Annotated in this window: 18 protein-coding genes; 10 read left to right on the top strand and 8 right to left on the bottom strand. The window is 51.9% G+C overall.

Features of this window, described 5'->3' with window-relative positions; genetic code table 11:
• Window positions 1-186: 186 nt before the first annotated feature.
• The 4 genes from Dpoa2040_RS06150 to uspE all read left to right on the top strand — a co-directional run bounded on the left by Dpoa2040_RS06150 (window position 187) and on the right by uspE (window position 4864).
• On the top strand, window positions 187-2130 hold the full coding sequence (locus tag Dpoa2040_RS06150) for a methyl-accepting chemotaxis protein (RefSeq protein WP_168640656.1): 1944 nt from the start codon (window positions 187-189) through the stop codon (window positions 2128-2130).
• Window positions 2131-2301: 171 nt separating this feature from the next.
• Complete coding sequence (gene ogt / locus Dpoa2040_RS06155; protein WP_042870603.1) at window positions 2302-2841, top strand: methylated-DNA--[protein]-cysteine S-methyltransferase; 540 nt, start codon at window positions 2302-2304, stop codon at window positions 2839-2841.
• Between the two features lie 162 nt (window positions 2842-3003).
• Entirely contained in the window at window positions 3004-3756 is a 753-nt protein-coding gene (fnr, locus tag Dpoa2040_RS06160; RefSeq protein WP_042870605.1) for a fumarate/nitrate reduction transcriptional regulator Fnr, read from the top strand.
• Window positions 3757-3892: 136 nt separating this feature from the next.
• Entirely contained in the window at window positions 3893-4864 is a 972-nt protein-coding gene (uspE, locus tag Dpoa2040_RS06165; protein WP_042870606.1) for a universal stress protein UspE, read from the top strand.
• Window positions 4865-4967: 103 nt separating this feature from the next.
• On the opposite strand, the gene pntB is transcribed toward uspE, so the two are convergent.
• Both pntB and pntA read right to left on the bottom strand, forming a co-directional pair.
• Window positions 4968-6356, bottom strand: coding sequence for a Re/Si-specific NAD(P)(+) transhydrogenase subunit beta (pntB, locus tag Dpoa2040_RS06170; RefSeq protein ID WP_042870608.1), 1389 nt, complete (start codon window positions 6354-6356; stop codon window positions 4968-4970).
• Window positions 6357-6366: 10 nt separating this feature from the next.
• On the bottom strand, window positions 6367-7899 hold the full coding sequence (gene pntA, locus Dpoa2040_RS06175) for a Re/Si-specific NAD(P)(+) transhydrogenase subunit alpha (protein WP_042870610.1): 1533 nt from the start codon (window positions 7897-7899) through the stop codon (window positions 6367-6369).
• Window positions 7900-8408: 509 nt separating this feature from the next.
• On the opposite strand from pntA, the gene ydgH reads away from it, so the two are divergent.
• A complete protein-coding gene (gene ydgH, locus Dpoa2040_RS06180) occupies window positions 8409-9359 on the top strand; it encodes a DUF1471 family protein YdgH (RefSeq protein ID WP_042873910.1) in 951 nt (316 codons plus the stop codon).
• A gap of 60 nt (window positions 9360-9419) precedes the next feature.
• Here the strand turns inward: ydgH and kdsA are convergent, their stop codons facing one another.
• The 5 genes from kdsA to hemA all read right to left on the bottom strand — a co-directional run bounded on the left by kdsA (window position 9420) and on the right by hemA (window position 14622).
• Window positions 9420-10274, bottom strand: coding sequence for a 3-deoxy-8-phosphooctulonate synthase (kdsA, locus tag Dpoa2040_RS06185; RefSeq protein ID WP_168640657.1), 855 nt, complete (start codon window positions 10272-10274; stop codon window positions 9420-9422).
• Window positions 10275-10361: 87 nt separating this feature from the next.
• Window positions 10362-11171 (bottom strand): invasion regulator SirB1, encoded by an 810-nt coding sequence (gene sirB1 / locus Dpoa2040_RS06190; RefSeq protein ID WP_042870615.1) that lies wholly within the window; start codon window positions 11169-11171, stop codon window positions 10362-10364.
• Between the two features lie 212 nt (window positions 11172-11383).
• Window positions 11384-12235, bottom strand: coding sequence for a peptide chain release factor N(5)-glutamine methyltransferase (gene prmC, locus Dpoa2040_RS06195; protein ID WP_168640658.1), 852 nt, complete (start codon window positions 12233-12235; stop codon window positions 11384-11386).
• On the bottom strand, window positions 12232-13317 hold the full coding sequence (prfA, locus tag Dpoa2040_RS06200) for a peptide chain release factor 1 (protein ID WP_168640659.1): 1086 nt from the start codon (window positions 13315-13317) through the stop codon (window positions 12232-12234). The genes prmC and prfA overlap by 4 nt, the downstream gene beginning before the upstream one ends.
• A 48-nt stretch (window positions 13318-13365) precedes the next feature.
• Window positions 13366-14622, bottom strand: a complete 1257-nt coding sequence (gene hemA / locus Dpoa2040_RS06205) for a glutamyl-tRNA reductase (RefSeq protein WP_168640660.1) — start codon at window positions 14620-14622, stop codon at window positions 13366-13368.
• A 210-nt stretch (window positions 14623-14832) separates the two neighbouring features.
• On the opposite strand from hemA, the gene lolB reads away from it, so the two are divergent.
• The 3 genes from lolB (at window position 14833) to prs (ending at window position 17406) form a co-directional block, all read left to right on the top strand.
• A complete protein-coding gene (lolB, locus tag Dpoa2040_RS06210) occupies window positions 14833-15453 on the top strand; it encodes a lipoprotein insertase outer membrane protein LolB (RefSeq protein WP_168640661.1) in 621 nt (206 codons plus the stop codon).
• Between the two features lie 3 nt (window positions 15454-15456).
• Window positions 15457-16329: a 4-(cytidine 5'-diphospho)-2-C-methyl-D-erythritol kinase gene (gene ispE / locus Dpoa2040_RS06215; protein WP_168640662.1), complete on the top strand. Its 873-nt coding sequence runs from the start codon at window positions 15457-15459 to the stop codon at window positions 16327-16329.
• A gap of 129 nt (window positions 16330-16458) precedes the next feature.
• A complete protein-coding gene (prs, locus tag Dpoa2040_RS06220; protein WP_042870628.1) occupies window positions 16459-17406 on the top strand; it encodes a ribose-phosphate diphosphokinase in 948 nt (315 codons plus the stop codon).
• A 193-nt stretch (window positions 17407-17599) separates the two neighbouring features.
• Here the strand turns inward: prs and ychH are convergent, their stop codons facing one another.
• On the bottom strand, window positions 17600-17869 hold the full coding sequence (ychH, locus tag Dpoa2040_RS06225; protein WP_042870630.1) for a stress-induced protein YchH: 270 nt from the start codon (window positions 17867-17869) through the stop codon (window positions 17600-17602).
• A gap of 226 nt (window positions 17870-18095) precedes the next feature.
• Between ychH and pth the strand changes: the two genes are divergently transcribed.
• A complete protein-coding gene (gene pth / locus Dpoa2040_RS06230; RefSeq protein ID WP_042870632.1) occupies window positions 18096-18683 on the top strand; it encodes an aminoacyl-tRNA hydrolase in 588 nt (195 codons plus the stop codon).
• Between the two features lie 130 nt (window positions 18684-18813).
• The gene (gene ychF / locus Dpoa2040_RS06235) at window positions 18814-19905 is read left to right on the top strand and encodes a redox-regulated ATPase YchF (protein WP_168640663.1); all 1092 of its coding nucleotides are present in this window, start codon (window positions 18814-18816) and stop codon (window positions 19903-19905) included.
• Window positions 19906-20106: the final 201 nt, after the last annotated feature.

Raw genomic sequence — 20106 nt, forward strand, 5'->3', positions numbered from 1 at the left:
GTGTCATTGCCACGTAACAATGTGGTTTCACCGCACTCATTAGCGGTGTGATCCCGTACACGGAAATGAATTTCTCGCTTATTTGGGGTATGACAGGTGATCGGGATCACCCTATACGCTGACTGCATCTCGTAGGATTATTTGGGCTTCCCATTAAATTAATTTAAATATAGGAGTGGGAATATCATGTCATCTTTCCTGAATCATATCGCCATACCGGGTTTAAAAAGGAACGGCCCGGCTCGTGGTACTTATCGCTGTGATGCGTTGCCTACGTCACTGTCAGCGCTCGGATTACCGTCAAAATCGGGGTTAATGTTGGTATTTGTGCCCCCTGAAGCCAATTTTTCAGAGGTCAATCGCGCCTGGCAACGTTTCTCAGCCCCCAATCGTACCGTTATTACGCTCTCATCCACGGGTGCATTATGCAGCCAACGCAATAGCTCCACCTACTGCGACATGAATGGCCCGTACGGCAGTTGGCTATGGATGCCCCAGACGCTGATCGCTAAACACGAAGTGCATCTGGTAGATTTGCACACGCATGACAAACCCAGTGCCCGTGTCAGGATCGAGGCTATCCGGCGAGAACTGGAGCGTATGGACGTGAGAATGCCGCTCTCTTCAGATAACACCTTCGCGTTGATTTATTGTGATGGCATGGCCGCGTCGGAAGGGTTTCTGATGCAAGCCTGGTATGCCTGTCGTCGTTTCCCCTGCCTGACCATCGGCGGGGCGGCAGGCGGACGGTTGGATTTCAGCGGAACTTACATTGGCGCTGACAATGCGGTACTGCAAGGAAAAGCCGTGATTGTGTTCTGCCAGATGGCGCCCGGTAAATCCTTTGCGCCGTTCAAGAGCCAGAACTTTGAACCGACAAAACAGAGCTGGCTGGTAGCAGAGGCTGACCCGGTTGCCCGCACGGTTAAATCCGTCTTTGACGCCAGCGGCCATGAGCAACCCATCATTGAGGCAGTCGCTTCATGCCTGCGCTGTCCGCCGCATCAGGTCAGCCAGCATCTGACGGGAAAAACCTTTGCGGTTAAAGTCAATGACGAATACTTCGTTCGCTCGGTTGCCTCTATTAAAGAAGACCACATTGCCTTTTTCTGCGATCTGGAGTTTGGTGACCGTCTGTATCTGATGCAAGCAACGGATTTCATCGCCACCACAGAGCGGGATTGGCAACAGTTCATGTCGCAATATGGTAAACCCGAACTTGTGCTGCTCAACGACTGCGTGCTACGCCGGGCCGGCAACAACAATCTGGAACAGGCCCAATTCTTTAATCAGATCCCTGCAGCGGGTTTTTCCAGCTTTGGTGAAATTCTGGGGGTGCCGATTAACCAGACGCTGTCTGCACTGGCATTTTTCAGTCATAACGTTAAAGCGATGACACATTTCCCAGTCGAATACGCCGCGTATGCCGGACACTATGCTCAACGTGCGCTTCGGCGTTGGGAAGCGCTTCATGACATTCAGTCTGCGGTGGTCAAACAAGTGGTCGATTACGAGCAGGCACTGGCTCCCCTGCTCACAGCCATGCCGCAATTGGAACAGGCGACGCTACGACAAACCGATACGCTGGATGTAGCACAGACCAGTATTCGTGCGATTAGCGAATCTGCATCAAAAACACAGGAAGCACAAATACGGCTTGAAACCGGACTCAACGATCTGGAACGCATTTCAAAAGGCATCAGTGAGATCACCAACGGTATCAACGCCATTGCGGATAAGACCAATCTTCTGGCGCTGAATGCAGCGGTAGAAGCGGCGCGGGCTGGCGAAGCAGGCCGAGGGTTCGCCGTGGTCGCTGACGAGGTACGTAAACTGGCCAGTTCGTCCAAAGAGCAGGTCGATGCCACCACTCACAGCATCAACGAAGCGGTTGAAACCATCGCGCATATTCGTGCCATTGCCCAGCAGACGGTTACGACGACAACGCAGATGGCGGATAAAAGCATCTCAGCGGCCAATCAAATTGCCAATATGAGTGCGGAAACAGATAAAGATCGGGTCAATATGACCACCAACCTGAGCAGTCTGAAAGATCTTGCCATGGGTATGGATGCTATGCAGGATGCGGTCAACCAGTTGACCACCCTGCAAAAACTGGCTTCGTCCTGACACCTGCCAACCTAAAGTGATGGTCGTTCTCCCGACCATCGCTTCCTGCCTCCTGACACGTCATGCAGTTTTTGTGTGACACACAACATTATTAAAGCGACAATGCGGACTATGTTTAAATTCAGGTTAACGTGCAACTGCAGTTAACCGATATTTCACAACACGATATCCATGCAGACATTTTTATTTGACACGCTCTCCACACCTATTGGGGAATTATTATTGATTGCCGATATAAATTATCAGCTACGAGCGGTGGAATGGCGTGAATATGAAGAAAACTTATATCAATCTCTGAATAAACGTTATCGTCATGATCCGTTTGTGTTGAAAGGCCATAATAATCCTGGGGGATTGACCGATGCGCTACGTGCCTATTTCGCTGGCGATCTGAAAATTATTGAATCCCTACCGGTAGCCGCCGCCGGTACTGATTTTCAGCAACAAGTATGGCAAGCACTGCGCACTATACCTTGTGGTAGTACAACCACTTACGGCGAACTGGCTGCCAGACTCGGCCACCCAGGCGCCGCCCGTGCCGTTGGTCTGGCCAATGGTTCCAACCCTGTCAGCATTGTGGTTCCCTGCCACCGTGTTATTGGCGCGCAAGGCGCACTCACCGGTTATGCCGGCGGTATTCATCGTAAACAATGGTTATTACTCCACGAAGGATATTTGCCGCAGCAGGATCTATTTAATACCGGACATTGAGTTACCGTGACTGTGGAGTTGATGGGCAAAAACTTCAAATGTCATGGTAAAAATATTAATAAGCTCACTATTTACTGGTTAGTTCCTGAGATAGTGGATCTTATCAGACCCAATAAAAGCTGTTAAAATTGACCGATATCAATTATCGCCTGAGTAAAGTCTATGATTCCTGAAAAGCGAATAATCCGACGCATCCAGTCTGGCGGTTGCGCCATCCACTGTCAGGATTGCAGCATCAGCCAGCTCTGTATTCCGTTCACGCTGAATGAGCATGAGCTCGACCAACTTGACAACATCATCGAAAGAAAAAAACCCATCCAGAAAGGGCAAGCGTTGTTCAAGGCCGGTGATGAACTGAAATCATTGTATGCCATCCGCTCAGGCACCATAAAAAGCTACACCATCACCGAACAGGGTGATGAACAAATCACCGGTTTCCATCTGGCCGGTGATCTGGTTGGGTTTGACGCCATCGGCAGTGCTCAGCATCCTAGTTTTGCTCAGGCACTGGAAACCTCCATGGTATGTGAGATCCCGTTTGAAACACTGGATGATTTGTCCGGCAAAATGCCTAACTTACGCCAGCAAATGATGCGGCTGATGAGCGGCGAAATCCGTGGCGATCAGGACATGATCCTGCTGTTGTCGAAGAAGAACGCTGAAGAGCGGCTGGCGGCCTTCATCTACAACTTGTCCCGTCGTTTTGCGCAGCGCGGTTTCTCGCCTCGTGAATTCCGGCTGACCATGACACGCGGTGATATCGGCAACTATCTTGGTCTGACGGTGGAAACTATCAGCCGTCTGCTTGGCCGTTTCCAAAAAAGCGGTATGCTGGCCGTAAAAGGCAAATACATCACCATCGAAAATACCGAACTTCTGGCCGAACTGGCAGGCTCAGCACGCAGTCAAGCGTAATATCTCCTCTTCTGACACCGGATCAATGATTGCTCTGAATTGTTGATCCGGTTGTCATCAACCAGTTGTTCAAAGTGATTTCCTTGCGTTACTCTTAACGAGCAGGCTGCAGAGTGACAGCCCATCAGGAGGAGCTATGGCGAAGTATCAGAATTTACTGGTAGCTATTGACCCCAATCAGGATGACCAACCCGCACTGCGGCGCGCCGTTTATCTGGTCCAGCGACTCGGTGGTCGTATCAAGGCGTTTTTGCCTATCTACGACTTTTCCTATGAAATGACCACCCTGCTCTCTCCGGATGAAAGAACCGAGATGAGGCAAGGAGTTATCGCCCAACGAACCGAATGGATTGCGGAACAATGTAAATACTACCTTGATGCGGGTATTCCCATTGATATCAAAGTAGTCTGGCATAACAAACCTTATGAAGCCATTATTCAGGAGGTTATTGCCGGTAAACACGATTTATTGCTCAAAATGGCACACCAGCATGACAGGCTTGAGGCGGTTATCTTCACGCCTACCGACTGGCAGTTACTGCGTAAATGCCCTTGCCCGGTCTGGATGGTGAAAGATCAGCCATGGCCGGAAGGTGGTCGTGCGCTGGTGGCGGTCAATCTGGCCAGCGAAGACCCGTATCATGATCCGCTTAATATCAAACTGGTTTCGGAAACGCTGGATTTGGCTCGTCAGGTTAACCAAACTGAAGTCCATCTGGTCGGCGCGTATCCGGTTACGCCCATCAATATTGCCATTGAATTGCCGGATTTCGACCCTGGTGTTTACAACGGCGCCATCCGCGGCCAGCACCTGCTGGCAATGAAGTCTTTGCGTCAGAAATTCAATCTGGATGAACGGGTTACTCATGTAGAGAAAGGTCTGCCGGAAGAGGTGATCCCTGATCTGGCAGAACATCTTCAGGCTGGTGTAGTGGTGTTGGGATCGCTGGGCCGCACTGGTTTGTCCGCCGCATTTATTGGCAATACCGTGGAACATGTTATTGACCATTTGAAGTGCGATCTACTGGCGATTAAACCGGACGATTTCGTCTCTCCGATCTCCTTGCAGGGAGAGAATGACGCCGGTAATCAGGAAAAAGCCAGCTGACCGCCACGTTATACTGCTCAGTAACCACACTAATAACAACAGGGGCCATTGCCCCCTGTTGTTATGTTATACTGATGTTTACCCGTATGACGTGACGACTGGCTTATAACGCTTTCAGAATCGCTTCCACGCTTTCTTTGGCATCGCCAAACAGCATCTGCGTGTTTTCCTTGAAGAACAACGGATTCTGCACCCCAGCATAACCGGTATTCATCGAGCGTTTGAACACGATAACATTCTGCGCCTTCCACACTTCCAGCACCGGCATACCGGCAATCGGGCTATGTGGATCTTCCTGCGCAGCCGGGTTAACGGTGTCGTTAGCGCCAATCACCAGCACAGTGTCGGTATCGGTGAAATCATCGTTGATTTCATCCATCTCCAGCACGATGTCGTAAGGGACCTTAGCTTCGGCCAACAGCACGTTCATATGTCCAGGTAACCGACCGGCAACCGGGTGAATACCAAAGCGCACAGTAATCCCGCGAGCACGCAATTTAGCGGTAATGTCATGCACCGGATATTGCGCCTGCGCCACCGCCATGCCATATCCCGGCGTAATGATCACCGACGTGGAATTTTTCAGCAATTCCGCCACCTCTTCCGCCGTGGTTTCACGATGTTCACCCACCGCCTCATCGCCACCTGCAGAAGAACCATCAGTACCGAAACCACCGGCAATCACACTAATGAACGAACGGTTCATCGCTTTGCACATAATGTAGGACAAAATGGCACCGGAAGAACCCACCAGCGCACCAGTGACGATCAACAGGTCATTGCTCAGCATGAAACCTGCCGCGGCGGCAGCCCAGCCTGAATAGGAATTCAGCATGGAAACCACTACCGGCATATCCGCGCCACCGATAGACGCCACCAGATGCCATCCAAACACCAGTGCAATCATCGTCATCAGCAGCAGCGCAAACACTTGCATTGCAGTGCTGCCGGTTTTAACAAATACCAGCAACAGCAGGAATGACAATACCAGCGCCAGCAGATTCAACTTATGACGGTTAGGCAACATCAACGGCTTGGATGACAGTAAGCCGCGTAGTTTGCCAAACGCGACGATTGAGCCGGTAAAGGTCACCGCACCGATGAAGACCCCCAGAAACACTTCGGTCAAATGGATATTTTCCATGATCGGGTCAGCAATATCGCCTTCGCCGATAAAGCTGTTAAAACCGACCAATACCGCTGCCAAACCGACAAAACTGTGCAGAATCGCCACCAGTTCTGGCATTTCAGTCATTTCAACCTTGCGAGCCAGATGCACGCCGACAGCGCCGCCAATCACCATCGCCGCGATAATCCACCCCACGTTACCGGCATTCGGCCCCAGAATGGTCGCCAGCAGTGCAATGGTCATCCCGCTAATGCCGAAAATGTTCCCCTGACGGGACGTCTCGTGTTTGGATAAGCCAGCCAGACTGAAAATAAACAAAATTGCAGCAACGATATACGCTGCAGTCACTAATCCTCCAGACATCCGTTACCCCTTAATTCTTGCGGAACATTTTCAGCATACGCTGAGTGACGGTAAACCCGCCGAAAATATTGATGCTGGCGATCAGCACGGCGATGAAGGAGAAAAAGGATACCCACCCACCATGGCCAATCTGCAACAACGCGCCCACCACAATAATGCCGGAAATGGCATTGGTGACCGACATCAACGGCGTATGCAATGCGTGACTGACATTCCAGACCACGTAATATCCCACCACGCAGGACAACGCAAACACGGTGAAGTGCGACAGGAACTCTTTCGGCGCCACATTCGCCAGCCAGCCAAACAGCACAATCGCAATAGCGATGAAAATAAATTTATTCAACGGTGAAGCGGGTTTAGCCTCTGGCTGAGCGGTGGCAGCAGCGGCAGGTTTAGCCTGTTGCGGCTGAGCAGAAACCTGAATCGGCGGTGCAGGCCAGGTGATTTCACCCGCCTTGATGACGGTTACGCCACGAATAACGTTATCTTCGAAATCAATGTCGATCTCACCGTTTTTCTCTTTACACAGCAACTTCAGCAGATTCACCAGATTGGTACCATACAGCTGTGAAGACTGGGTCGGCAAACGACTTGGCAGATCAGTGTAACCGATGATTTTCACGCCATTTTCCGTCACCGTGACCTGATCCGCGACGGTTAGCTCGCAGTTACCACCGGTCTGCGCCGCCAGATCGACTATCACGCTGCCGGGCTTCATGCTCTGTACCATCTCACGGGTGATCAGACGTGGGGCTGGTTTACCAGGGATTAGCGCGGTGGTGACAATAATATCCACCTCCTGCGCCTGTGCGGCGAACAATGCCATCTCCGCCTTGATAAAGGCTTCAGACATCACCTTAGCATAACCATCGCCACTACCCGCTTCTTCTTCGAATTCCAGTTCCAGGAATTCGGCACCCATGCTTTTAACCTGTTCCTTCACTTCCGGGCGAGTATCAAACGCACGTACAATCGCACCCAGGCTGCCAGCGGCACCGATAGCAGCAAGGCCTGCCACACCAGCGCCGATAATCAGCACCTTGGCTGGCGGCACCTTGCCTGCCGCCGTGATCTGGCCGGTAAAGAAGCGCCCGAATTCATGCGCCGCTTCAACAATGGCGCGATAACCAGCAATGTTCGCCATCGAACTCAGCGCATCCATAGACTGGGCGCGAGAAATACGCGGTACCGCATCCATCGCCAGCACCGTCACCTGACGCGCCGCCAGCGTTTCCAGCAACGATGGATTCTGGGCCGGCCAGATGAAACTGATGATCGTGCTACCGGAGCGGGTTAATTCTATTTCCTCGTCTAGCGGCGCATTCACCTTGAGCAGAATATCACTCTGCCAGACATCTGCCGTATCCAGAATCGTCGCGCCCACTTGCTCATAAGCGCTATCTTCGAAACTGGCGAGCTTTCCCGCCCCACGCTCAATAGCGACCTCAAAGCCCAGTTTCAGCAGTTGCTCCACCGTTTTTGGCGTGGCTGCGACACGGGCTTCATTGGCCAACCTCTCTTTTGGTACACCAATACGCATTGTGAATCCCTTTTCGTTGTCACGAAGATGTTATATAGGCTGTATCAATCACCTTAAAGATAACTTATCGCTGTTGCCAGCACCCTCGACGGCAGCGATAAGTCCCTTTATAACCTACTTAAAATGGAATTAATGATCCACTGTTAAAACTATTAGGTTATAAAAGCAGAGTTATGGTAGGCAACAGCGCCTGTTTATGGTCAAAAATCACAGCTAAAACAATTTTTTCTACCATTATTGCTATCGCAATGTTCAAAGATATCTCACAAAAAGGCAGTGTTAACGCTTTGTTAATCACACTAACCAAGATAAATGTCGCTTATAAAATGAATTCGATTATTAATGGTGATTATTTGCATTTTTTCCTATTCCCGCATCCACTCTGAGGCCTTGCGGAATTTAGCTTAAAATGCAGAGGCATAACCTCAGGTTCCATGCCATAATCAGCGGCTACCACAGAAAATGGCTTGGTACGTATTCACCGTATGCGTCAGGCGAAAGGATTTTTTATGAAGCTGAAAACTAGCGTTGTTGCATCCACTCTTCTATCAATAGTAGCGTTTTCGGCGCAAGCTGCGCAGGAACTTACGCCAGAGAAAGCACAATCACTCCAGCCCTTTGAGCGTATTACCTTTTTTGGTCGCTACGATGCTATCTACGAAGCGGCGGCCGATGCCTCCCTGAAGGCAGATGCACGCGGTGCCGCGGCGTTTTACATTCAAGGCACATCTGAAGTGAACGGTGGGCGCTGGCAGGTAACGGTTGACTTGTATAAAAAAGATGCGCCTGCCGCAACCAAAGAGACCCAGTATCGCCAATTCAGTGGTGTCAGAGAATTGCCAAAAGATGATGCGGTCCGCCTTGAGCCTTTCGATACCGTAACCGTGAACGGCGCGTTCAATAATCAACCAGAAGTGAATGAAGCCATCGGTAACGCAGCCAGAAAGAAAGGGGCTTACGCGTTCTACATCGTTCGTCAGGCGGATATCAACTCAAGCGGATCGACCCAAACTATTACTGCTTTTGTCTATAAAAAGGATGCGCCTAAGCGCCAGGTACAGAGTCCGGATATGATCCCTGCCAACTCCGAAGCAGGCAAGGCTGCGATTGCTGCCGGCGGTGCTGCTGCCTCTAAAGTGGAAATCCCCGGCGTAGCAACCTCTTCAAGTCTGAGTGATAAAGTGGGTAACTTCTTCCAGACCCAATCTTCTAACGTCGGTTCCCGCTACACAGTCACGATGTCTGACGGCACCAAAATTCAGGAACTGAATAACGCGACTGCGGCCCAAATGGCACCGTTTGATTCCATTAGTTTCCGTGATAGCTTCAGTAGCCCAACGGACATCTCTGAGGCCGTAGCCAAGCGTGCTTACAAGAAGGGAGCCAAATTCTACCACATCACCAAACAGTGGCAGGAAAATGGCGACCACTACACCATCAGCGCCGACTTATACAAATAACCGACGCATGATGCATAAAAAAACCGCCGGTTGGCGGTTTTTTTGTCTCTGACAACCGGTTCAGTTGCTGGTATCCAATTCAGGAAATCCCTTGACCAGCTCATCAATCGCTTTCATCTGTTGCAGGAACGGTTCCAGTTTGTCCAGCGGCAACGCGGACGGGCCATCGCATCTGGCGCTGTTTGGTTCCGGGTGAGCTTCAATAAACAACCCGGCAATTCCAACCGCCATACCGGCACGCGCCAGTTCAGCCACCTGGGCACGACGCCCACCAGATGCTGCGCCAAACGGATCACGGCACTGCAACGCATGAGTGACATCGAAAATCACCGGTGCACCATGAGAAACCTGTTTCATGACATTAAAGCCCAGCATATCTACTACCAGGTTGTCATAACCAAAGTTGGTGCCACGATCACACAGAATCACCTGCTCATTACCGCCTTCGCGGAATTTATCCACGATATTGCCAACTTGCCCAGGGCTGATGAACTGCGGTTTCTTGATGTTAATCACCGCGCCCGTTTTTGCCATCGCCTCCACCAGATCGGTCTGGCGTGCGAGGAATGCCGGTAACTGAATCACGTCAACCACCTCGGATACCGGTTGCGCTTGCTGCGGCTCATGCACATCGGTAATGATTTTGACGCCGAAGGTGTGCTTCAACTCCTGGAAAATCTTCATCCCTTCTTCCAGACCCGGCCCACGGTAAGAGTTGATGGAGGAACGGTTCGCTTTATCAAAGGAAGCCTTGAAGACATAAGGAATGCCCAGTTTTTGCGTCACCGTGACATAGTGCTCGCAAATCCGCATCGCCAAATCGCGGGACTCAAGCACGTTCATGCCACCAAACAGCACAAACGGCAGATGGTTGCCGACCGGGATAGCCCCGATGTTAACCACTTTATTGTTCATAAACTTACCTTTTTGTCGGATAAATCATGTCGGATAAATCAGATGATCGGGTTTCAGGTGTTTACCGAATTCAGGTGTTTTCCCGAATTAGTGCAGCACAATCTGCTTTTGTTCAATGGAGTGAATCTGCACTTTAATCATTTCGCTGACCGGGTCTTCCGGGCACTGCTCCACAAAATAACTCAGGTCTGACAAGGCGATATGGTCACAATCCAGTTGCGCGTAAATCAATCCTCGATCACGGATTTCATACGGATCTTCCGGGTCGAATTGCAATACGACTTCACTGGCACGCAATGCCAGTTCCATCTGTTTTTCTTCCATCAACGCGACCTTGAGGGTATCCAGCAGTTTGCGGACAATCATTACATTTTCCGCCTCATCCAGATCGCTATCCATCAACCGGGCAGAAAGGCCAAGATTGCCTTTCAGCCACACCTCCAACACATGCTCGCTCAACGTGTCGCCATTCAGCGGATTAATCAGCCACATTTCATCATCGAGCCAGTCAGCGCGCAGAATTAATTGAGTGGGGAAAATTACTGGCATCAGCGGTAGATCCAACTGATGTGCGATATGCAGGAAGATAATTCCCAGCGATACCGGCATCCCCTGCCGGGTTGCCAGCACTTTGTCCAGCCACAGTACGTCGGTCAAATGGTAAACACCACTGGCACCGCCAAACCCCCAGGTATGGAAAAAAAGCTCAATCAGCCTTTCCAACTGTTGGTCCTGATCCAAATCAGCGGGGATGACCGACCGCGCTTCTTCAACGAGCTGTTGCAGATTTTGTTTCACTTCCTGCGCAGAAAAATCGCAGCGTATTGACTGGGAAACCAGAATCACACCTTCACTTAAAGGTGACTGGTTAAATTCAAAATCAGCAATAGAACTCATAGTTATTCCATCAAGCAAAGATAACGTCAGCGGCGCATCTGAAAAAGCAAACTTCACATTAGCGGCCCACGCACGCCCTGCGTGTCCGCTTACTAGCGGATCCGATAATAATGCCAAACCGAGTATTCGTCAGCAGCTCTCTCAGGAAGATAAGCGATAATCACGGCTAATCATTACCAATGTGATCCTGCTCAAGCTGCATTGCAGTTGATTCAACGCCCGCAGGTTGCTCCGGCTGACCATTGTCCCAGCGTTACGCGTTCATTATCGCCATAATCGCGGTGGGTTTTCACTTGTACAAAACCGTATTGCGACAGCAATGCCCGAACCGCTGCGCCCTGTTGCCAACCGTGCTCCAACAGCAGCCAGCCTTCATCCAGCAAAAATGCGCCTGCCTGCCGGATAATTTGCTGTAAATCAGCCAGTCCTTGCGCTCCCGCAACCAGCGCGCTGGCAGGCTCGAAACGCACATCGCCACGCGACAGATGCGGGTCATGCTCATCAATGTACGGCGGGTTGCTGACAATCAGTGAAAAACGTTGCCCATCCAGTGGCGAAAACCAGTCTCCCGACAAGAACTGAGCATTAGTGATCCCCAACCTGCTGGCATTATGGCTGGCCAGCGCCACCGCCTCATGCAGGCGATCAATCCCCACCACCTGACAATCGGGTCGCTCATGGGCTATCGCCAATGCGATAGCCCCGGTGCCGGTTCCTAAATCCAGCACTGCTGACGGGCAATCAGGCAGATGCGCCAACGCGTGCTCAACCAGACATTCGGTATCAGGCCGTGGGATCAGCGTCGCGGGGGAGACAGCCAGCGACAACGACCAAAACTCCCGGTGCCCGACCAAATAGGCAATCGGCTCACCGGTTACGCGCTGCGCCAGCAAGGACTCAAGTGTCAGGCATTCCTCATCAGTCAACGCAGTTTCACCAAAAGCCAGCAGAAACGTGCGCCGTTTACCGGTTACATGCTCCAGCAGGATCTCAGCGTCCCGCTTCGGGCTGTCGCTTGCCTGAAGCCGGGCCGTCGCCTGTTTCAACCAGTCCTGATAATTCATTGATCCTGCTCGGCCAGCGCCGCCAGTTGATCAGCCTGATATTCCTGCACGATAGGCTGAATCAGCATATCCAGCTTACCTTCCATCGCTTCATCCAGCCGGTAGAGCGTCAGGTTGATGCGGTGATCGGTCACCCTTCCCTGAGGAAAGTTGTAAGTGCGGATACGGTCGGAGCGGTCTCCACTGCCTAACAAATTACGCCGGGTAGAGGCTTCTTCCTGCTGACGCTTTTGCATTTCTGCCGCGCGAATACGGGCAGCCAGCACCGACAGCGCTTTGGCTTTGTTCTTGTGCTGCGAACGCTCATCCTGACACTCCACCACAATACCAGTCGGCAGGTGAGTAATTCGGATAGCGGAATCAGTGGTGTTAACGTGTTGCCCGCCTGCACCTGAGGAACGGAAGGTATCAATTTTCAAATCGGAAGGGTTGATATCCGGCAATTCCGCTTCCGGCACTTCCGGCATCACCGCTACGGTACAGGCGGAGGTATGAATACGTCCCTGCGACTCGGTGGCCGGTACGCGTTGCACACGGTGGCCGCCAGACTCAAACTTCAGTTGCCCATAGGCGCCGTCGCCGACCACCTTGGCAATCATCTCTTTGTAACCGCCATGTTCCCCGTCGTTTGCGCTCATGATTTCAACCTTCCAGCGACGAGACTCGGCATAACGGCTATACATACGGAACAAATCACCAGCAAATAGCGCCGCTTCATCGCCACCCGTACCGGCACGAATTTCCAGGAAACAACCTCGTTCATCATCCGGATCTTTCGGCAACAGTAACACTTGCAGTTGCTGCTCCAGCTCTTCACTGGTTATTTTGGCTGTTTTCAGTTCATCCTGCGCTAAATCGCGCATTTCAGGGTCATCCAGCATCAGTTCGGCTGTAGCGAGATCGTCCTGCGTCTGCTGCCAACACTGAAAGCAACGGGTAATGTCGGTAAGTTGCGCATATTCGCGGGACAATGCCCGGAAACGGTCTATATCGGCAATCACGCTGGGTTCCCCCAGCAGCGCCTGCACTTCTTCATGGCGCTCTTGTAACGCTTCCAGCTTAGCAACAATAGAAGACTTCATTCGGGCAGTTCAATCCTGTGTCGAATCATTAATGGGGGAAGAAGAATGCTAGTTCAGACCGAGGCTGTCACGTAAAATCTGCAAACGGTCCAGATCGCCGTCGCGGGCGGCCTGCTGCAATGAACGGGTGGGCGCATGGATCAGGCGGTTAGTCAGGCGGTGCGTTAATTCCTGCACAATAGCATCGACATCGCCGCCATTCTGTATTGCGGCCAGCGCTTTGGCGGTCATCTCCTCACGCAGACGATCTGCCTGGGAACGATAATCGCGGATAGTATCCACCGCCGACTGCGCACGCAGCCATGCCATGAATTCTGAACATTCCTGCTGCACGATAGATTCAGCTTGAATGGCCGCCGCCTTGCGCTGCGCCAGATTGTGCTGAATGATAGCCTGCAGGTCATCCACGCTGTACAGGTAAATGTTCGGCAACCGACCGACTTCCGGTTCAATGTCGCGCGGTACGGCGATATCCACCATCAGCATCGGCTGGTTGCGGCGGGTTTTCATGGTACGCTCCATCATCCCTTTACCGATGATCGGCAAGGTACTGGCAGTGGAACTGATGACAATGTCCGCCTGCGGCAAGTGCGCATCCAGTTCCGCCAGCGTAATCACTTCAGCGCCCACTTCTTCCGCCAGCACCTGAGCGCGCTCGCGTGTCCGGTTGGCAATGACCATCCGCTTCACGCGGTGCTCGCTCAAATGGCGGGACACCAGTTCGATGGTTTCACCTGCGCCGACCAACAGCACATTGACGTCTGACAGCGATTCAAAAATCTGCCGCGCCAGCGTACACGCAGCAAACGCCACTGACACCGCGCTGGCGCCGATATCCGTTTCGGTACGTACCCGTTTGGCAACGGTAAATGATTTCTGGAACAGGCGCTCCAGGTCGCCTGACAGCGACTGCTCGCGCTGGGAGTCAGCAAACGCTTTCTTGACCTGCCCCAGAATCTGAGGTTCGCCTAACACCAGCGAATCCAACCCACTGGCAACACGCATCAGATGGCTGACCGCAGCATTGCCTTCATGCCAGTAGAGATTTTTGCGGATGTCATCAGGATTCAGTTGGTGATACGCACACAGCCAGGCGATCAATTGCTCGTGCCGATTTTCCTGTTCTTCCACACTGAGGTAGAGTTCGGTGCGGTTACAGGTAGACAACAATACACCGCCCTGGACCAAGGGTTGTTGTAACAGACTGTGCAGCGCCTGCCCCTGTCTGTCCGGCGAGAACGCGACGCGCTCCCGCAGAGAGACTGGTGCTGTTTTATGATTAATACCAAGCGCAAGCAGGGTCATGGTCTACAGAGTAATCCCGGTGTTAGTATGGGTTTCATCTGAGTGGCATTCTACTTGAAGCCTGCGGGCAAGAAAAGTGACCCTGTTTGACCTCGCTCACGTCATTAACGCCTTGCCGGATAACATCGCAAACATTGACGCTGTCAGCCAACCCCGTTAGCGTGACACCTTGTTGTAAACCCATGATGCTTGTAACAGGACCTCTTCAACATGCCCAATAAACCCGCCCGCGCCTTACGGTTACTGCCTTTGGCGAGTGTGTTACTGACAGCCTGTACCCTGACGCCGTCTACACTGACAGGCAAAAAACCCACCTCCCCAGAGTGGCGCGAGCACGAGCAAAAAGTACAAAATTTGACCCAGTATCAAACCCGCGGCTCATTCGCCTATCTTTCCGATAGGAAAAAATTGTACGCCCGGTTCTTCTGGCAGCAATTTTCGCCGCAGCGTTACCGTCTGCTGCTGACCAGCCCACTAGGCAGTACCGAACTGGAACTACAGGCCAGCGCGAACAGCGTTCAAATTACCGACGGCCAGGGTAAGCGTTATGTGGGTAAAGATGCGCAATACATGGTTCAGCAGTTAACCGGCATGGCGATTCCGCTTGATAACCTGCGTCAGTGGATGCTCGGCCTGCCGGGCAACGCACAAGATTTCACACTGGATGAACACGCCCGACTGCGCAACGTGAACTATCAGCAAGGCGACCAGCACTGGAGCGTCACCTATCAGTCCTATACCAATGACCTGCTGCCGTTGCCGCAAAGTCTGGAGCTGACTCAGGGCGAACAGCGCATCAAACTGAAAATGGACAACTGGACAACGCAATAAATCATGTCGATCACCTGCAACGACTGGCCCTCCCCGGCCAAACTGAATCTGTTTTTGTACATCACTGGCCGTCGGGCTGACGGTTATCATAATCTGCAAACGTTGTTTCAGTTTCTGGATTACGGCGACACCCTGACCATCACGCCGCGCCAGGATAAACAAATCGTGCTGCTGACGCCGCTGCCTGGCGTCCCCGATGAACAGAATCTGGTGATCCGCGCCGCACGACTGTTGCAGGACTGGTGCCAGCACGCCGGCCTGCCGTTTGCCGGCGCTGACATCGCCGTTGATAAACGCCTGCCGATGGGCGGCGGTCTGGGCGGCGGCTCATCTAACGCAGCTACCGTATTGGTGGCGCTCAATCAGTTGTGGCACAGCCGGATACCGGTCGATACACTGGCCGCGCTGGGCCTGAAACTGGGGGCGGATGTCCCGGTATTTGTGCATGGACATGCCGCGTTCGCCGAAGGCGTGGGAGAGCAGCTTACCCCCGTCTCACCGCCGGAAAAATGGTATCTGGTGGTCCACCCCGGCGTCAGCATTCCAACCCCACTCATCTTTGCCGATCCGGATTTGACACGAAATACGCCAGTGCGACCACTATCGCAATTACTGACACAAACTTTCAGCAACGATTGTGAAGCCGTTGCAAGAAAACGTTTTCGTGAGGTTGAAGAGCGACTTTTATGGCTGCTAGAATACGCACCGTCACGCCTGACTGGCACGGGCGCTTGCGTGTTTGCTGAATTCGACACCGAGTCTGCCGCTCGTCAGGTGCTAGACCGGGCCCCGGAAGGATTAAATGGCTTTGTTGCACGTGGAGTGAACGTTTCTCCGTTGCAACAGCGGATTTCCGGGCAATTCAAGGGTTGCTAAAACACCACCGCCGACCGTGGTGCTCTAACGATCTTTTCCATACACCCGTATGTATATCCTGCTTGCGGTACGACACACGGCCTTCCGCAGGCGGAATATTTCTCTGGACGCAAGCTTGAGGTTCTTCTCGTGCCTGATATGAAGCTTTTTGCTGGTAACGCCACGCCGGAACTAGCACAACGTATTGCCAACCGTTTGTACACCAGTCTGGGCGACGCTGCTGTTGGTCGTTTTAGCGACGGCGAAGTCAGCGTACAAATCAACGAAAATGTACGCGGTGGTGATATTTTCATCATCCAATCGACCTGTGCTCCCACCAACGACAACCTGATGGAACTGGTCGTTATGGTTGATGCCCTGCGCCGCGCTTCCGCAGGACGTATTACCGCAGTCATCCCTTATTTCGGTTATGCCCGTCAGGATCGCCGTGTGCGCTCCGCGCGCGTGCCGATTACCGCCAAAGTTGTAGCTGATTTTCTTTCCAGCGTCGGTGTTGACCGTGTACTGACGGTGGATCTTCATGCCGAGCAGATTCAGGGGTTCTTTGATGTGCCGGTAGACAACGTGTTCGGCAGCCCAATCTTACTGGAAGACATGCTGCAGCAGAACCTGGACAACCCAATTGTGGTTTCTCCGGATATCGGCGGCGTGGTTCGTGCACGTGCTATCGCCAAATTGCTCAACGACACTGACATGGCCATCATCGACAAACGTCGCCCACGCGCCAATGTCTCTCAGGTGATGCACATCATTGGTGACGTTGCTGGCCGTGACTGCGTACTGGTCGATGACATGATCGACACCGGCGGCACACTGTGCAAAGCGGCGGAAGCGCTGAAAGAGCGCGGCGCTAAACGTGTTTTCGCTTACGCCACTCATCCGATTTTCTCCGGCAACGCGTGCGATAACATCAAGAACTCTGTCATTGATGAAGTGATTGTCTGCGATACCATTCCGCTGTCGGAAAATATCAAGGCACTGCCAAATGTACGCACGCTGACCTTATCAGGTATGCTGGCAGAAGCTATCCGCCGTATCAGCAACGAAGAATCTATTTCTGCGATGTTCGAGCACTAATCGATATTTCAGCCGTGCTATTACGCCATCGGATAATCATTATTCGATGGCGTTTTTAATGAAACCGGAATATTACAACGCGTATTATTTATTTCCGTTTCCAACCACTACAGGTTAGCAAAATAAACCTATCAATGAATAAAACGCATTGCCGAGATGTCACCGGCTGGTGCTGGCTTGATATCACCATTACTCAAGGATGCCGTTCGCGGCGACAACGCTTATCAAAGTGTTTAAGCCACCAATAACGGTCCGTCACAGTTTCCCGTCCGCTAATACGTGCGCCTGCCAGCCACAAAATAGCACCGGCAAAAATAGCCAGCAGTTCCACGAAATAGAGCGAACCCGGCAAATGTAATTCAGGCAGCTGATTAGCAATCGAATACGCTATTCCGGAAATCATAAGCAACAGACCTAATCCCATAAATGCGTTGCCCACCATCACAGCATTTCTACGTTTCATATTTCACCTCCAGAAATATCCAGTGGAAATAATCAGAATATAGCTGCATATTTCCTGATCTATTAATAGTATAAACAGCCTCCGTACCATTGGATTGCGGGCAGGATCACATGTTGGTGATCAACTGGCCCTGCGTTACACTAGCGACTTTGTCAATTATCCTGACGGGTTGCGTTGTCTTCAGCACCTCACCCCCGGAAATGTATCGCGTGAGTCGTATCAAATTATGAGTGGTATCAAACTGATTGTAGGTCTGGCGAACCCCGGCGCCGAGTACGCCGCTACCCGCCATAACGCCGGTGCCTGGTACGTTGACCGCCTGGCGGAAGCTTATCGGCAGCCGCTGAAAGAAGAGAGCAAATTTTTTGGCTATACCGCACGCCTGACGCTGGCAGGTAAAGATGTGCGCCTGCTGGTACCCACCACGTTTATGAATCTGAGCGGCAAAGCGGTAGCAGCGATGGCGACCTTCTACCGCATCCAGCCAGATGAAATTCTGGTAGCGCATGACGAACTGGACCTGCTGCCCGGCGTTGCCAAACTGAAGCTCGGCGGCGGTCACGGCGGCCACAATGGGCTGAAGGATATCGTCAGCAAACTCGGTAACAACCCCAATTTTCACCGTTTGCGCATCGGCATCGGCCATCCGGGCGATAAAAACAAAGTGGTGGGATTTGTGCTGGGCAAGCCGCCCACCAGCGAACAGGCGCTGATCGACCAAGCCATTGATGAATCATTGCGCTGTACCGATATCCTGATGAAGGAAGACATGATCAAAGCTATGAACCGCCTGCACGCCTTCAAAGCGTCATAGTGAGTGATCGGGCGGATCGAGTTCATGCCGCATTATGTGTATAATTGGCATTAAGACTGACTTTTTCCATTCTGACAGGCTTTTTCCAATCTAAAGCCTGATAATTAGTGATTTTTAAGGTGACATAAACATGGGATTCAAATGCGGTATCGTTGGGCTGCCTAACGTGGGTAAATCCACTCTGTTCAACGCGCTGACCAAAGCCGGTATCGAAGCGGCCAACTTTCCGTTTTGTACTATCGAACCCAACACCGGCGTCGTGCCGATGCCGGACCCACGTCTCGACCAGTTGGCCGAGATCGTCAAACCACAGCGTACCGTCCCCACCACCATGGAATTTGTGGATATCGCCGGTCTGGTAAAAGGTGCGTCCAAAGGCGAAGGTTTGGGCAACCAGTTCCTGACCAACATCCGTGAAACCGAAGCCATCGGCCACGTGGTACGTTGCTTTGAAAATGAAAATATCATCCATGTTGCTGGTAAAGTGAATCCGGCGGAAGATATCGACGTCATCAACACCGAACTGGCGTTGGCGGATCTGGAAACCTGCGAACGCGCCATTCAGCGAGTGCAGAAGAAAGCCAAAGGCGGCGATAAAGACGCGAAAATCGAACTGGCGGCACTGGAGAAATGCCTGCCACAGTTGGAAAACGCCGGCATGTTGCGTTCACTGGACCTGAGCACGGAAGAAAAAGCCGCTATCCGTTATCTCAGCTTCCTGACGCTGAAACCGACCATGTACATCGCCAACGTCAATGAAGATGGCTTTGAAAACAACCCTTATCTGGATCAGGTGCGTGAAATTGCGGATAAAGAAGGTTCCGTGGTGGTCGCCGTGTGTGCCGCCGTTGAATCGGACATCGCCGAGCTGGACGACGCCGAGCGCGACGAATTCATGGCTGAGTTGGGTCTGAAAGAACCGGGGTTGAACCGCGTAATTCGTGCAGGCTATAAACTGCTGAACCTGCAGACCTACTTCACTGCCGGTGTGAAAGAAGTCCGTGCCTGGACCATCCCGGTCGGTGCTACCGCCCCGCAAGCCGCTGGTAAAATTCACACCGACTTCGAAAAAGGTTTTATCCGCGCCCAGACCATCGCTTTTGATGACTTCATCACTTACAAAGGTGAACAAGGTGCCAAAGAAGCCGGAAAAATGCGTTCAGAAGGGAAAGAATATATCGTTAAAGATGGCGATATTATGAACTTCCTGTTTAACGTCTAAAAATAAAATCTGTTGTCTCATGAGGCTTCACGGAATCTCATGATAAGCAATAAGCTCAGAAAATCCACGCAGTTGCGTGGATTTTTAATTTCATAGCGTCTCAGATGAGATAGTACGAGTGCAGCTAAACCATTTTTTAAAAAAGTGAAATATGTATTATTTTGTAAAGATAAAAATAATTAGCAAAATAACAACCAGCAT

This window comes from Dickeya sp. CFBP 2040, assembly GCF_012273755.1.
In the GTDB taxonomy this organism is placed as follows: Bacteria; Pseudomonadota; Gammaproteobacteria; order Enterobacterales; family Enterobacteriaceae; genus Dickeya; species Dickeya poaceiphila.

Excerpts from the sequence above, each read along its gene's own strand:
- Dpoa2040_RS06150 (WP_168640656.1), top strand. The coding sequence starts at position 187 with ATGTCATCTTTCCTGAATCATATCGCCATACCGGGTTTAAAAAGGAAC.
- prmC (WP_168640658.1), bottom strand. The coding sequence starts at position 12,235 with ATGAATTATCAGGACTGGTTGAAACAGGCGACGGCCCGGCTTCAGGCA.
- lolB (WP_168640661.1), top strand. The coding sequence starts at position 14,833 with ATGCCCAATAAACCCGCCCGCGCCTTACGGTTACTGCCTTTGGCGAGT.
- ispE (WP_168640662.1), top strand. The coding sequence starts at position 15,457 with ATGTCGATCACCTGCAACGACTGGCCCTCCCCGGCCAAACTGAATCTG.
- ychH (WP_042870630.1), bottom strand. The coding sequence starts at position 17,869 with ATGAAACGTAGAAATGCTGTGATGGTGGGCAACGCATTTATGGGATTA.
- fnr (WP_042870605.1), top strand. The coding sequence starts at position 3,004 with ATGATTCCTGAAAAGCGAATAATCCGACGCATCCAGTCTGGCGGTTGC.
- sirB1 (WP_042870615.1), bottom strand. The coding sequence starts at position 11,171 with ATGAGTTCTATTGCTGATTTTGAATTTAACCAGTCACCTTTAAGTGAA.
- ydgH (WP_042873910.1), top strand. The coding sequence starts at position 8,409 with ATGAAGCTGAAAACTAGCGTTGTTGCATCCACTCTTCTATCAATAGTA.
- pntA (WP_042870610.1), bottom strand. The coding sequence starts at position 7,899 with ATGCGTATTGGTGTACCAAAAGAGAGGTTGGCCAATGAAGCCCGTGTC.
- pntB (WP_042870608.1), bottom strand. The coding sequence starts at position 6,356 with ATGTCTGGAGGATTAGTGACTGCAGCGTATATCGTTGCTGCAATTTTG.
- kdsA (WP_168640657.1), bottom strand. The coding sequence starts at position 10,274 with ATGAACAATAAAGTGGTTAACATCGGGGCTATCCCGGTCGGCAACCAT.
- ychF (WP_168640663.1), top strand. The coding sequence starts at position 18,814 with ATGGGATTCAAATGCGGTATCGTTGGGCTGCCTAACGTGGGTAAATCC.
- ogt (WP_042870603.1), top strand. The coding sequence starts at position 2,302 with ATGCAGACATTTTTATTTGACACGCTCTCCACACCTATTGGGGAATTA.
- uspE (WP_042870606.1), top strand. The coding sequence starts at position 3,893 with ATGGCGAAGTATCAGAATTTACTGGTAGCTATTGACCCCAATCAGGAT.
- hemA (WP_168640660.1), bottom strand. The coding sequence starts at position 14,622 with ATGACCCTGCTTGCGCTTGGTATTAATCATAAAACAGCACCAGTCTCT.
- prfA (WP_168640659.1), bottom strand. The coding sequence starts at position 13,317 with ATGAAGTCTTCTATTGTTGCTAAGCTGGAAGCGTTACAAGAGCGCCAT.
- pth (WP_042870632.1), top strand. The coding sequence starts at position 18,096 with ATGAGTGGTATCAAACTGATTGTAGGTCTGGCGAACCCCGGCGCCGAG.